We start from the raw sequence: 14,016 nt of genomic DNA on the forward strand, positions 1-14,016 counted from the left end.
GAATTCCTTAAGCCGCAGCCTTGACCGCGTGGATCAACGAGTTGATTTCGGCCGCCTTGGGCTTGACCAACCAAAAGCGACCCACAAAGTCGCGGAAATCATCGAGGATGTGCTGGCCCCAGTCGCTACCGGTGGCCGCCACGTAGTCACGAATCAGCAGCCGCAGATAGTGCTGGTGCCCTTCCATGGCCTCCGACACCACACGGTGAATATCGATCAATTCGTGGTTATAGCGGTCCACGAAGCCGCGGCTTTCATCGAGGATGTACGCGAAGCCGCCGGTCATGCCGGCACCGAAGTTGACGCCGACCTCGCCGAGCACCGCGACCACGCCGCCGGTCATGTATTCGCAGCCATGGTCACCCAGGCCTTCGACGACGGCCGTGCAGCCCGAGTTGCGAACGCCAAAGCGCTCGCCCGCCGTGCCGGCCGCATACAGGGTGCCGCCGGTGGCGCCATAAAGGCAGGTGTTGCCGATGATCGCCGCCTGGCGCGTCACGAAACGGGAGCCGCGCGGCGGCTTGATGACGATGCGCCCGCCGGCCATGCCCTTGCCGACGTAGTCGTTGGCTTCGCCTTCAAGCTCCATGTTCAGACCCCCGGCATTCCACACGCCGAAGCTCTGACCGGCAGTGCCGCTCAGCTTCAAGGTGATGGGCGCGTCGTTCATGCCCAGGTTGCCGTGGCGCTTGGCAATTTCACCCGACAGCCGCGCGCCGATAGAGCGGTCGCGGTTGGTGACCGCGTAGGTGAACTGGCCCCCGGCTTTGGCCTCGATGGTCGGCAGGCAGTCCTTGACCATCTGCTCGGCCAGCTCGCCCTTGTCGAACGGCGGGTTGGGCGAGGTGCAGAAGTGCTTGGACGGCAAGATCATGCCGGCGCCGTCGAGGATGGGCCGCAGGTCCAGCGAGCGCTGCTTGTCGGTCTCACCTTCCAGCAGGTCGAGCAGGTCGGTGCGGCCGATCAGCTCGGCAAGCGAGCGCACGCCCAGCTGCGCCAGCAACTGGCGGGTTTCTTCGGCGACGAACTTGAAGTAGTTCATCACCATTTCGGGCAGGCCGATGAAGTGCTTGAGGCGCAGCACCTTGTTCTGCGTGGCCACGCCGGTGGCGCAGTTGTTGAGGTGGCAGATGCGCAGGTACTTGCAGCCCAGCGCCACCATCGGCGCGGTGCCGAAGCCGAAGCTCTCGGCGCCGAGAATGGCCGCCTTGACCACGTCAACGCCGGTTTTCAGGCCGCCGTCGGTCTGCACCCGCACCTTTTCACGCAGGCCATTCATGCGCAGCGTCTGGTGGGTTTCGGACAGGCCGAGTTCCCACGGGGTACCGGCGTACTTCACCGAGGTCAGCGGGCTGGCACCGGTGCCGCCGTCATAACCGGAGATGGTGATCAGGTCGGCATACGCCTTGGCCACGCCGGCCGCGATGGTGCCCACGCCGGGGCCGGACACCAGCTTCACCGACACCAGCGCGCTGGGATTGACCTGCTTGAGGTCATAGATGAGCTGCGCCAGATCTTCGATGGAGTAGATGTCGTGATGCGGCGGCGGCGAGATCAGCGCCACGCCGGGCTTGGCGTAGCGCAGCTTGGCGATCTGCTCGTTGACCTTGTCGCCGGGCAACTGGCCACCTTCGCCGGGCTTGGCGCCCTGCGCAACCTTGATCTGCAACACCTCGGCACTCGACAGGTACGCAGGCGTCACGCCGAAGCGGCCCGAGGCCACCTGCTTGATCTTGGAGTTCTTCTCGGTGCCGTAGCGGGCGGGGTCTTCGCCGCCTTCGCCCGAGTTCGAGCGTCCGCCCAGGCGGTTCATCGCCGTGGCCAGCGCTTCGTGGGCTTCGGGTGACAACGCGCCCAGGCTCATGCCGGCCGAGTCGAAGCGCTTGAGGATGGCATCGATCGGCTCGATCTCGTCCACCGGCAGCGGTGCGTCCAGCAGCTTGAGCTTGAACAGGTCGCGCACCGCCGTGACCGGCCGGTGGTTGACCAGCGACGCGTACTTTTCGTAGTCGGCGTAGTCGCCGCTTTGCACCGCTTCGTGCAGGGTGCGAATGACGTCCGGGTTGTAGGCGTGGTACTCGCCGTCGAAGACGAACTTCATCAGCCCGCCCTGGTCGGGCGTCTTGCGCGGGTTCCACGCGGCCTTGGCCAGGTGCGCCTGGTCGGCTTCCAGATCGCTGAACCGCGCGCCCTGAATGCGGTTGACGGTGCCTTCGAAGCACAGCGCCACCACCTCATCGTGCAGGCCGACGGTTTCGAACAACTGCGCGCCGCGATAGCTCGAGATGGTCGAGATGCCCATCTTCGAGATGATTTTGTAAAGGCCCTTGTTGATGCCTTTGCGGTACGCCTGGGTCAGCGCGCCGTCGTCCTTGGCGGTCGACAGCTCGCCCTTGGCGCGCATGTCGTAGAGCGAGGCGTAGGCCAGATACGGATAGATCACGCTGGCGCCGTAGCCGATCAGGCAGGCGAACTGGTGCGGGTCACGCGCGGTGGCGGTCTCGATGGCGAGGTTGGACTCACAGCGCAGCCCTTCAACAATCAGGCGGCTGTGCACGGCCCCGGTGGCCAACAGCGCATGGATGGGCAACAGGCCTTTCTCGACGCGGCGGTCGGAGAGCACCAAAATGACCACGCCGCGCTCACGCACGGCGGCCACGGCGGTGTCACAGACCGCGCGAATTGCCGCTTCGAGGCCCACTGCCGGGTCGTATTGCAGGTCGATCACTTCATGGCGGTAGACCGGGTCGACGAGCAGGCTGCGGAACTTGGCCTCGGACAGCACCGGCGAGTCGACCATCAGCCGCGCGGCGCGCTCGGGGGTTTCCTCGAACATCGAGCTTTCCGAGCCCAGCGAGCATTCCAGGCTCATCACGATCTGCTCGCGCAGCGGGTCGATGGCCGGATTGGTGACCTGGGCAAACTGCTGCCGGAAGTAGTCGTAAGGCGAGCGAATCTGCGCCGACAGCACCGCGAACGGCGTGTCGTCGCCCATGCTGCCGATGCTTTCCTGACCGCTTTCGGCCAGCACCCGCAGCACGTCGATGCGCTCTTCGTTGGTGAGCGCGAACATCTTTTGGTACACCGCGATGTCGGCCGGCTGCAGACGGTCGAGCGAGTCGGGGTCGTCGTTGAGGCTGGCCTCGAGCCGGCGCAGGTGCTTCTTCAGCCACTGCTTGTACGGATGCCGCGCGGCCAGCAGGCGGTCGATGTCATCCGGGCGCAGCAGGGTGCCGGAGTCGGTGTCGACGGCCAGCATCTGGCCAGGCCGCAGACGGCCCTTTTCGACCACGTCTTCAGCGTCGTAGTCCGACACGCCCATTTCCGAGGCGAGCACGATGGTGCGGTCGCGGGTGATGACGTAACGCGCCGGCCTCAAGCCGTTGCGGTCGGTGGTGCAGGCGGCGTACCGGCCATCGGTCAGCACCACGCCCGCCGGGCCGTCCCACGGCTCCATCTGCAGCGAGTTGTACTCAAAGAAGGCGCGCACGTCGGGCGCCAAGTTCTCGACGTTTTGCCATGCCGGCGGAATCAGTGCGCGCATGGCGGCGAACAGGTCCATGCCGCCGGCGAGCAACACTTCAAGCATGTTGTCGAGACTCTGCGAGTCGGAGCCCTTCGGATTCACCAGCGGTGAGATCTCGCGGATGTCGGGAAGGTCCTTGCACTCGAACTTGCTGGCGCGCGCCTGCGCCCACTGGCGGTTGCCCGCAATGGTGTTGATCTCGCCGTTGTGGGCGAGAAAGCGGAACGGGTGACACAGCCGCCACTTCGGCAGCGTGTTGGTGGAGAAGCGCTGGTGAAAGACGCAGATGGCGGTTTCCAGATCCGGCGCCTTGAGGTCCTGGAAGAACACCGGTAGGTACTCGGGCATGACCAAGCCCTTGTAGACCAGAACCCGGCACGACAACGACGCGACGTAGAACTCGTCATCGCCGTCGGCTTCCAGCCGCTTTTCAGCGGCGCGGCGCGCCTTGAACAACTTCAGCTCGAACACCAGCTTGTGCATGTTGCTCGGCGCGAGCACGAACACCTGCTCGAATATCGGCGCCTGCCGGCGGGCTTCGTCGCCCAACGCGCTGTCATCGGTCGGCAATTCGCGCCAACCGGCCAAGGTCAGGCCCTGTGCGCGGCAGGCCTCGGCCATCACTTCACGGGCATGCTCGGCGCGCGCCTCGTCCTGTGACAAAAACACGTTGCCCGCAGCAAAGCGCTGGGCACCGAGCACGATGTCGGCTTCCTGGGCGACGCGGCGCAAAAAACGCTCGGGCGTTTTCATCAGCAAGCCACAGCCGTCGCCGGTTTTGCCGTCGGCCGCAATGGCGCCGCGGTGGGTCATGCGCTCGAGCGCGGTGATTGCGCGCTGCACCAGCGCGTGACTCGATTGCCCGTCCATTTGGGCAATCAGGCCAAAACCACAGCTATCGCGCTCGAAGTCGGGGCGGTACAGACCGATAGGATTCACCATTTACCATCACCTCATGAGTTAGAAGGCGGCGAGAACCCCCGGCCGACCGTGGTTGAGACGGTCGCCGCTTTTGGTGCGCTTTGGGAGAATGAGCGACGCGGGCGGGGATATGTCGCTGCAATGCAACATTCCCATTATAAAAGCGCGCTAAGCGGCGTCAAACTGGGGACGCTCGCGAACCATCGGTCAAACCGGCTTAGCGCAGTCGCCGCAGGTCGAACAAACGCTCGTGCTCGTCCAGCGCGTAACGGTCGGTCATGCCCGCAATGTAGTCGGCGACGCAACGCGCGCGGCCACTTGGCCCTTCTGCCGCCTCGGCCGCCTCGACGGTCGCAAAGTCGCTGGCGGGCAGCAGCCTTGGGTCAGCAATGAACGCCTCGAACAACTCGCGCACCACTCGCTGGGCCTTGCTCATCACCCTATGCACCTGCGGATGCCGGTAAAGATTGGCGTGCAGGAATTGGCGCATGGCCTGCGTTTGCGCGCAAATTTCGGGTGAGAAGGCGATCAGGGGTTCACCGTGCTCGCGTACCGCATCGAGGCTCTCCGGCCCGGCGGCGTCGAGTCGCGCGCGGCTGTGGGCGTTGAGGTCGACCACCAGCGTATTGATGATGCGGCGGATGGTTTCGTGGCGCTCCTGACGCGGCGTGAGTTGCGAGTAACGCGCCATCACCTCGTCGTGATGATGCGCAAACAAGGGCACCGCGCGCAGTTGCGGCAAGGTCAGGAGGCCGGCGCGCACGCCGTCATCCATGTCGTGGTTGTGGTACGCGATTTCGTCGGCGAGGTTGGCCAACTGCGCTTCCAGCGACGGTTGCTGACGCTTCAGGAAGCGTTCGCCGATGTCGCCCAAGGTCCGGGCGCGCGCCGCCGAGCAGTGTTTGAGGATGCCCTCGCGGGTTTCGAACGTCAGGTTCAGACCGGCAAAGCCGGCATATTTGTCTTCGAGCACGTCGACCACGCGCAGGCTCTGGGCGTTGTGCTCGAAGCCGCCCCACGGCTTCATGCAGCCATTGAGTGCGTCCTGCCCGGCGTGGCCGAACGGCGTGTGCCCCAGATCGTGCGCAAGCGAAATGGCCTCGCACAGGTCCTCGTTGAGACCCAGCGCGCGCGCCAGGGTGCGGGCGATTTGCGCCACTTCGAGCGAGTGCGTCAGTCGGGTGCGGTACAGGTCGCCCTCGTGGTTGACGAACACCTGGGTCTTGTATTCCAGCCGCCGGAACGCCGAGGAATGGATGATGCGGTCGCGGTCACGCTGATACTCGGTGCGCGGATACGCGGCCGGTTCTTCATGCCGCCGGCCACGGCCGTTGTCGGGCCGCACGGCGTAGGCGGCGAGCTGCATCATGCGATGGCGTCGGCGAGGGTGGCGTCGAGGGCGGCCGGATCGAAGTCGGCCGTCAGCTCGGCCTGCCCCAGCGCCCGCATCAGCACCAGCCGCAGCCGGCCTTTGGCGACTTTCTTGTCATGGCCCATGAGCGCCTTGAAGCCCTCGACGGTCATCCCCGGTGGCGGCTTGACCGGCAAGCCGGCGCGGGCGATGAGGTCGCGCGCGCGATCGGCGGTCTCTGCGGTGATCCAGCCCATCCGCGCCGAGCAGTCGGCCGCCATGACCATGCCGGTGGCCACCGCCTCACCATGCAGCCACTCGGTGTAGCCGGTGTGGGTTTCGATGGCGTGGCCAAAGGTGTGGCCCAGGTTGAGCAAGGCCCGCACGCCGCTGCCGACCGTTTCGCGCTCGTCCTCGGCGACGATGCGCGCCTTCATCTGGCAGCAGTGGGCGATGGTCTGCGCGGTGATGTCGGGATCGAGCCGCAACAGGGCATCGAGATGTGTTTCCAGCCAGGCGAAGAATGCGGCGTCGCCGAGGAGGCCGTACTTGATGACCTCGGCGATCCCGGCACGCAGCTCGCGCGGCGGCAGGGTGGCGAGGGTATCGAGGTCGGCAATCACCGCGATGGGCTGGTGAAACGCGCCGATCATGTTCTTGCCGCGCGGATGGTTGACCGCTGTTTTACCGCCCACCGACGAATCGACCTGCGCCAGCAAGGTTGTCGGAATCTGCAGAAAGTCGATGCCGCGCTGATAGAGCGCGGCCACGAAGCCGCCCAGATCGCCGATCACGCCACCGCCCAGGGTCAGCAAAACGCCGTCGCGGGCGAAGTGCCGGGCCAGCAGCGCATCCAGTAGCCGCTCGGCCTGGTCCCAGCTTTTTTGCAGCTCGCCGGGCGGGATGATCAGGCAACGGTCGTCTGCGAGGCCCAGCGTGGCTTGCACGCGCGGCAGATGCAGGCGCGCGAGGTTCTCGTCGGTGAGCAACAGGCAAGGCCGGTCGCCGAGCACGTCGAAGGGCGCGCGCTGGCTCAGCAGGCCTGGCGCAATGTGGATGGGGTAAGACCGGTCGCCCAACTGGACGGTGCACTGCGTCATCAATCGACTCGTTTTGGGACGTTTTGCGCGAGGTGGGATTGGATTTCGTCGATCAGCGCCCGCGCGCCACGACCCTGTGTTTCAACGACGAGATCGGCAATCTGTCGATACAGCGGGTCCCGCTGCTCGAACAGACGCGAGAGTATCGCGCTCGGTGCCTCACCGGTGTTGAGCAGCGGCCGGTGATGTGAGTGAGCGGTGCGCGCCGCCTGCTGCCGCACGCTGGCGTGCAGGTAAATCACCGTGCCGTTGGCCTGCAGCAGGTCGCGATTGGCCGGCCATAGCACTGCGCCGCCGCCGGTGGCCAGCACCACGCCGGCCTGCTGCACCACGTCGACCAGCAAGTCGTGCTCGCGCTGACGAAAGCCGGCCTCGCCTTCTTTCTCGAAAATAAACGGAATGTCCACCCCGAGGCGGCGCTCAAGCTCATGATCGGCGTCGATGAATCTTAGCCCACGCACCCGTGCCAGCCGTTTGCCAATGGTCGTTTTGCCGGCGCCCATGGGTCCGACCAGAAACAAGCGCTCAGTGGACATCCCTGTCCATCCTCTTACGGCGTGGGTGTAGGTGTGGGTGTGGGCGTCGGTGGGGGTCTCAAGGTCAGTTGGCGTCGACGGCAGAATTGTCCGGTTTCGTCCCCGGAGCCTGCGGCACGGACACAGGCCTCGATGTCGACCTGCGATTCGGTGCTGATATTGGGCGCGAAATAGCGGCTACGCGCCAGGCCATTGGCGTCGGTGGTGCCACCGCCAGGAAAGACGCGCTCATTGGGCCGCAGCACTGACGGGCTCAGAATGCGAAACAACACTTGCGCGCCGTTGATCGGCTGAAAGGCGCTGTTGCGCACGTCCATCACCAGTTCGACGCTGGACTGCTCGGCAGCGTCGGGGTTCACCGTGAGTGCCAGCGGCAGTCGAAGGTCAACACAATCGCGCCCGTCGGCCGACTGCTCGCAAAACTCATCGATGAACTGCACGCCGGTCGTGGCGATCAACTCGCCCGAGGGCGAGGCGCCGCAGCTTCGGTTCTCTCGGGCATCAATCTCGACAAACCCGGACAAGTCGCTGAACACCTGAACCGTCTGGGCGAAGTCGCCCGCCGAGTTCAGTTGAACGGTGCGACGCTGCTGCGGAGGCGTCGGGTCACCACTGATCACGATGCCACGCTGCGCTGAGGCGCCCGCACCGGTGAAGCGCGCCTCCAAATCCACACAGGGATTGCCGCCGTTCGGATTGGTGATGGGCTGACCCCCAGCGTTGCGCCAATTGAACAGCAGGCGCTGCGCGTTGGGTCGTCCCACGGTGACCGATGTCCCGAAGACCGGTGACGTAAACCGGAAATCGTCGCGCTGGATGGCCACCGAGAGCGACCCTTCACACACCGCTTCGAGATCATCGAAGCAGACATCGAGGTAGCGCGGATCTGAAATCTCCGCCGTGACGACGCCCGTGGCATTCCCGATCACTGCCGCGTCGGGCGTGAAAGTGAAGTTCATGCGGCCAAATGCGTCAGTGAAGCCATTGCTGAGGCCGGGGCGCGTCACGCCGCGTTCGACGACACTCACGGTCCCGTTGGTGGCCGTGAGCGTCACGCCGACCCCTTCAGCTGCAGTGGTCCGGGTGCCGCTGCCCTGGTTCACACTGACGCGAAAACCGGGAAGTTCCACGCCGGGAGAGCCGGCGGTCGGCCCGGTCATGCTCAGGACGGGGGTGTCGATCGTGCTGCCGCTGCCCGTGCCGGGATCTTGTCCAATCAAGCCCCCTGCGCCGCGGCCGCTGTCGCCCGAGCTTCCACACGCCGCCAACGCCAGCACGACGACGAGGCCGACCAGCAGCCGAAAACGCGGCACTTCTAAAACCATATCGGCCTACCGAGCGAACAGGGAGCGAGTATAGCGACGCGGGACCCGCCTTCGACCTTGGTCAGTTTGACCCCCCCGGACCGGCGTGGACTGCGCGCCGCGGTCGGGTCACTCGCCCACCTGCAGGCCTTCCTGAATCATCTTTGGCGTGACAAAAATCAGCAGCTCGCGCTTGATCGCCTCGCGCGTGGTGCTGCGGAACAGCGCCCCGAGCAGGGGGATATCGCCCAACAGCGGCACCTTGCTGCGCGCTTCAGACGTGCTTTGCTCGAACACGCCGCCGAGCACGATGGTGTCGCCGGTCCGCACCAGCACCTGGGTGGTGACGCGCCGCGTGTCGATGCTGGGCGCGGTGCCGCCGCCCGCCACCGGCACGTTTTCACCGACCGTGTCGTTGGTCACGTCCAGGTCCATGAGGATGCGATTGTCGGGCGTGATCTGCGGCGTCACGCTCAGGCTCAGCACGGCTTTCTTGAACGACACACTGGCGTTCTGGTTACCGCCCTCGGTGGTCTGGAACGGGATTTCACGACCCTGTTCGATCAGCGCCTGCTTGCCGTTGGCGGTGATCACCCGCGGCGTTGAAATCACTTCACCGCGACCTTCGGTCTGCAAGGCGGACAACTCGAGATCGATCAAAAAGTCCGAGCCGAGAATGGCCAGCCCGATGGCGCCGGCCTGGCCTGCCGCGGGGTTGGCGGGCAGGTTGACGTTGTAGCGATTCAGCGCCGACCCGGGCAGCGTCACCGGGAATCCCTGGTTGGCAACGAACGAGTTGACGATGGGGTCGGTGCCCAAAACATTGTTGCCGCTGGTGGTGACCAACCCGTTGCTGCCCGACGACGCTGCGCCGGTAACGCCGAAACGGGCGCCGATGTCGCGACGGAAATTGTCGCTGGCGACCACGATGCGCGACTCGATCAGCACCTGCCGCACGGGCACGTCGAGACGCTCGACCAGGCTGCGCACTTCCCCGAGCTTCTCGCGACTGTCGAGCACGATCATGGTGTTGGTGCGCTCGTCAACGGTCACGCGGCCGCGCTCAGACAACAGCGAGGTTTCACCGGCCGAGACCAGCGCCGCAAGGTCAAGCGCGCGGGCGTAGTTGACCTGGATCAACTCGGTGCGCAGCGGCGCCAACTGCACTTTTTGCGCTTCGGATTCAAGCTCGGCCTGCTCGCGTGCCGACACCTCTTCAAGCGGTGCGACCAGCATGACGTTGCCCTGCTGGCGCATGGCCAGGCCGCGGGTGCGCAGAATGATGTCGAGCGCCTGATCCCACGGCACATTCTGCAGACGCATGGCGACATCGCCACTCACCGAGTCGCTGATCACCATGTTGGCACCGGCCACGTCGGCAATGATCTGCAACAGCGACCGCACGTCGATGCTCTGGAATGACAGCGAGATACGCTCGCCGGTGAACTGCGGTTCGGCCGCGCGCCGGGCTTCGATCTTCTCGGGCGTGAGCGGTTGCAGTTCAAGCGTGAAATGTTCGTCAGCCTGGTAGGCGGCCTGTTCAAAGTCGGCCGGCTCCACCGGTGTGACGCGCACTTCGACGTGCAGCCCCTGCTGTCGGGCATCGACAAACTTGGCCGGCGTGCCGAAGTCGATGACGTCAAGCCGCCGGGTCAGCCGCTCGGGCAGCGTGGCGTTCTTGAATCGGGCGACGATCTGGCCGCCTTCGCTGTCGACCTCCACCGGGGTCGACGGGTCGGCCAACTTGACCAGCACCCGCGCTTCACCCTTCTCGCCGCGACGGAAGTCAATTTCTTCGACCACGTTGCCTTGTCGCCGCGCGGGCGTCCGCACGGCCGGTACGTCGGCGGGCTGGGGCATGGTCGCGGCCACCGGCGTCTGCACGGACGCGCCCTGCGGCGCCGTCGTGAGTTCGATCAGCACCCGATTGCCTTCGGTCTTGATGACGTGCGGCACCAGTTCGCTCATCTCGACCACGACGCGGGTGCGGCCCTGCGCCTCGGCGGCGGCAACCGATTGCACACGTCCCTGATCGATCCGCCGAAAGCGCTCGGCCAACGCCAGCCGGGTGTCGGGCAAGTCGATCGACAGCCGTGCCGGCTGTTCGATGGTAAAGCTGCTGACATCCGGCGCCGGCCCGGTGAGGCTCAGGGTGATCAGCACGGTGTCGCGGGCGATGCTGGTGGCGTCCAGCGACACCAGCGCCGGCCGCGATTCGGCGGCGTCGGTGGGCGTCGGGCCCTGCGCCGCGGCCGTCCATGCCGCGACCATCAGGCCAACCGCGAGCAGACGCGTCGTCATAGGGCTCTCTCTCCAGCGTGCATCCATGTCGCCCTCCAATCTAAGGCGTGAGCGCCAGGGTGGCGGGGCGGCGAATCCAGCCGCCGAAGCCATCCGGGATCAATTCGTTTAAAGCGATCTGGCCTTCTTCTATGACGCCAATCTCGCCATAGTTCTGCCCCATGTGGTTACCGCGACCGACCCGGTGGATGACGCCGTCAGGCGCGCGCACCATGGCAAGCCGTCTGCCGGAAAAGTCGATCACGCCGACCATCCGCAATGCGTCCAGCGGAAATTCTTCCAACGGCTCGCGCGGCCGATTAATGTCGGGCCGCGGGCCGCCACCCTGGGCCGCCGCCTGCACCGGCTCGGGGCGGATGAACGGGTCGGGTCGCGAGCCGGCCATGTAAACGTAGGATTCGTACTGCCGGACCTGGGGAATCGGCTCGATCTGGCGCGATTGCCGCGACTTGACCTCGGCGACGTAGGTCTCAAGGCCCTGCATGTCGCGCGAGCAGCCGGACAGGCCGATGGCCGCCAGCAGCGACAAGGCCATCATCATCGTTGGGCGGCGGATCATCGGCGCCCCCGACGTTGCGGCTGGTTGGCGGCTTCCTGCGCGGCGATCTCTTCATCATCGAGATAGCGGTAGGTGGTGGCGACCGCGGTCATCCGCAGCGGGCCCTGATTGAGTGTGGGTGCGGCATTGCGGGCGCGGCCGCTGGCCGTGACCGGGCGAATCTCGACGTTTTCGATGGTGACGATGCGCGGCAGCGCGGCGATACCGCTGACAAATTCGCCCATCTGGTGATACGTCCCCAGCACGATGATCTGGTTGGGCAGTTCGGCGTAGAACTCTTTGGGCACCTCGCCCGTAGGCCGGAAAAGTTCTTCTTCCAGACTGCTGGCGACGCGCGTCTGAGAGATGTCGTTGAGCAGGTTGGCAACCTCGGTGCGGCTCGGCAGTTGCCGCAGCATGGCGCCGAAGGAGCGCTCCATCTCAGCCAGTTGCTCACGATAGGCGTCGAGGTTTGCGACCTTGCGCTGCTTGGTCTCGAACTCGGCACGGAGCCGCTTTTCGGTGGCCTGCTCACGAACCAATTGTTCGTTCTGCGGCTTGACCAGAAAGTAAAAGCTGGCGCCGATCAGCACGGCCGCAAGCAGAACGGCCGCACCGATGCGGGCGTACAGCGGCCAAAGGCCGGGATTCTGCGGGTCGAGTGACTGCAGCTCCTCAAAAATTTCCTGGGCGCGGCTCACTGTTCGGCCTCCTCGTCATCGGCTGACGCGGTGGCCCGCGTCAGGCTCTTGACCTGCAAGGTGAACTCACTGGCACGACCGCGACCGGCCTCGGTGGCGCGAATCACCACCAGGCGGGGGTCCTCGAACCATTCCGAGGCATCAAGATTTTTCATGTAGGCCGAGACCCGACCGTTGGAGTCGGCGACGCCTTCGATAGTGACCTGCTCGCCCTGCTGGCGAAGCAGGGTGAGTGACACCCCCTCGGGCAGGGTCTCGACCACTTCGTCAAAAAAATGCACCGAGGCCGAGCGGCTGGATTGCAGCGTCTCGATGACCCGCATGCGGGCCAGCAGGTTGTCGCGGGTGCGCTCCAGACTCTCGATCTCTTTAATCTTCTGATCGATTTCGGCCACCTGCTGGGTCAGGTACTGATTGCGCTCACGTTGATGCTCAACCGCGCCCGAGGCGTGAAGGTACATCCCGCCGCCGATCATCACGCCTGCCAGCCCGCCCAGGGCGAGCATTTGGAAAAACTGCCGTTTGCGCCGTTCGCGACGTTCGGCCCGCCAGTCAAGGAGGTTGATTCGCAAGGCCATGGTCAGTGATCCGCGTCGTCGTCGAACGACCGCAACGCCAGGCCGGCGGCCAGCAGCAGCGCGGTGTCATCACGGACGATAAGGTTGGGTTTGGCGCGGGGCGAGATCGACAGGTTGGCAAAAGGCTTGGCGATGACGGTGGCGATCCCCATCCGTTCGGAAATGCGCGGCGCCAGTCCATCGATCTGTGCACAGCCGCCGGCAAGGATGATCTGATCGACCTGGGCAATGTCGGTGCCCGCCGAGAAGAAGAACTGCAGGCCTCGATCAATCTGCTGGCCAATGTCGTCGATGAACGGGGTCAACACCTCGTCGCGATAGCTCTCGGGCAGGGTGTTGGCGCGCTGCGCGCGGTGCGCTTCTTCCGCCGACATGCCATAAGCCCGCATGATGTCTTCGGTGAGCTGTTTACCGCCGAACGCCGATTCACGGGCGTACACCAGCTTGCGGTCATGAATGAACAGCAAGGTGGTCGTGGTGGCGCCAACGTCGACCAGCGCCACGGTCTTGCCCACGCCCTCGGCGGGCATCTGGTGGCGCAGCAGGCTGGCGGCCGACTCGAGCGCGTGGTTCTGCAAGTCGACCACGCGCGGCCGAAGGCCCGCGCGCTCCAGGGCGTCGGTGCGCGCTTCAACCTGATCGCGGCGACACGCGGCAAGGAGCACGTCGACCTCTTCGGTGCGACCACCCGCAAGTCCGAGCACCTGAAAATCGAGGCTGACTTCCTCGATCGGAAAGGGGATGTACTGGTCCGCTTCGGCGCGAATCTGCTGCTCCATGTCGTCTTCGCTGAGAAAGGCCGAAAGCTGCACGACTTTGGTGATCACCGTTGGTCCAGACACGGCCACGGCCGCGGCACGCTGCTTGGTGCCGGACTTGGCCACCGCTTTGCGAATGGCCTCGGCCACGGCGTCAGGCTCGACCACCTGCTGGTCGACCACGGCGCTGGGGGGCAACGGTTCGATGGCAAAGGCCGCGACTTCGAGTCGGCCGCCTTTTCTGACGAGCTCCAGCAGCTTGACCGAACTGGAGCTGATGTCCAGACCGATCAGGGCGGGATCTTGCCCCCCGAACCACTTCTGCATGATGGACATCGTGCCCCTTGCATACCGCAACCCTTGGTGAACCCCGAACGCCACACCCCAGCGGGCGAAACGGGC

At 65.3% G+C, this 14,016-nt stretch carries 10 protein-coding genes; all 10 read right to left on the reverse strand.

From position 1 onward, the window contains the following. Positions 1-7 precede the first annotated feature (7 nt). The 10 genes from gltB to U741_RS0103350 all read right to left on the reverse strand — a co-directional run bounded on the left by gltB (position 8) and on the right by U741_RS0103350 (position 13,941). The gene (gene gltB, locus U741_RS0103305; protein WP_029889069.1) at positions 8-4,468 is read right to left on the reverse strand and encodes a glutamate synthase large subunit; all 4,461 of its coding nucleotides are present in this window, start codon (positions 4,466-4,468) and stop codon (positions 8-10) included. A gap of 196 nt (positions 4,469-4,664) precedes the next feature. After that, positions 4,665-5,816, reverse strand: a complete 1,152-nt coding sequence (locus U741_RS0103310; protein ID WP_029889070.1) for a deoxyguanosinetriphosphate triphosphohydrolase — start codon at positions 5,814-5,816, stop codon at positions 4,665-4,667. Continuing rightward, positions 5,813-6,898 (reverse strand): 3-dehydroquinate synthase, encoded by a 1,086-nt coding sequence (gene aroB / locus U741_RS0103315; RefSeq protein ID WP_029889071.1) that lies wholly within the window; start codon positions 6,896-6,898, stop codon positions 5,813-5,815. Before aroB ends, U741_RS0103310 begins: the two co-directional genes overlap by 4 nt. Beyond that, positions 6,898-7,434, reverse strand: a complete 537-nt coding sequence (locus tag U741_RS0103320; RefSeq protein WP_029889072.1) for a shikimate kinase — start codon at positions 7,432-7,434, stop codon at positions 6,898-6,900. Before U741_RS0103320 ends, aroB begins: the two co-directional genes overlap by 1 nt. Positions 7,435-7,448: 14 nt before the next feature. Further along, positions 7,449-8,747, reverse strand: coding sequence for a hypothetical protein (locus U741_RS0103325; protein WP_152551475.1), 1,299 nt, complete (start codon positions 8,745-8,747; stop codon positions 7,449-7,451). Positions 8,748-8,867: 120 nt separating this feature from the next. Continuing rightward, positions 8,868-11,039 carry a type IV pilus secretin PilQ gene (locus tag U741_RS0103330; RefSeq protein WP_029889074.1) on the reverse strand — a complete coding sequence of 724 codons (2,172 nt, stop codon included), beginning with the start codon at positions 11,037-11,039 and terminating at the stop codon, positions 8,868-8,870. Between the two features lie 40 nt (positions 11,040-11,079). Further along, positions 11,080-11,598 carry a pilus assembly protein PilP gene (locus tag U741_RS0103335; RefSeq protein WP_029889075.1) on the reverse strand — a complete coding sequence of 173 codons (519 nt, stop codon included), beginning with the start codon at positions 11,596-11,598 and terminating at the stop codon, positions 11,080-11,082. Beyond that, a complete protein-coding gene (locus tag U741_RS0103340) occupies positions 11,595-12,278 on the reverse strand; it encodes a type IV pilus inner membrane component PilO (RefSeq protein WP_029889076.1) in 684 nt (227 codons plus the stop codon). The genes U741_RS0103335 and U741_RS0103340 overlap by 4 nt, the downstream gene beginning before the upstream one ends. Further along, positions 12,275-12,856, reverse strand: a complete 582-nt coding sequence (locus tag U741_RS0103345) for a PilN domain-containing protein (protein WP_029889077.1) — start codon at positions 12,854-12,856, stop codon at positions 12,275-12,277. Before U741_RS0103345 ends, U741_RS0103340 begins: the two co-directional genes overlap by 4 nt. 2 nt (positions 12,857-12,858) lie before the next feature. Beyond that, on the reverse strand, positions 12,859-13,941 hold the full coding sequence (locus U741_RS0103350; RefSeq protein ID WP_043110395.1) for a pilus assembly protein PilM: 1,083 nt from the start codon (positions 13,939-13,941) through the stop codon (positions 12,859-12,861). Positions 13,942-14,016 lie beyond the last annotated feature (75 nt).

This window comes from Polycyclovorans algicola TG408 (genome assembly GCF_000711245.1).
In the GTDB taxonomy this organism is placed as follows: domain Bacteria; phylum Pseudomonadota; class Gammaproteobacteria; order Nevskiales; family Nevskiaceae; genus Polycyclovorans; species Polycyclovorans algicola.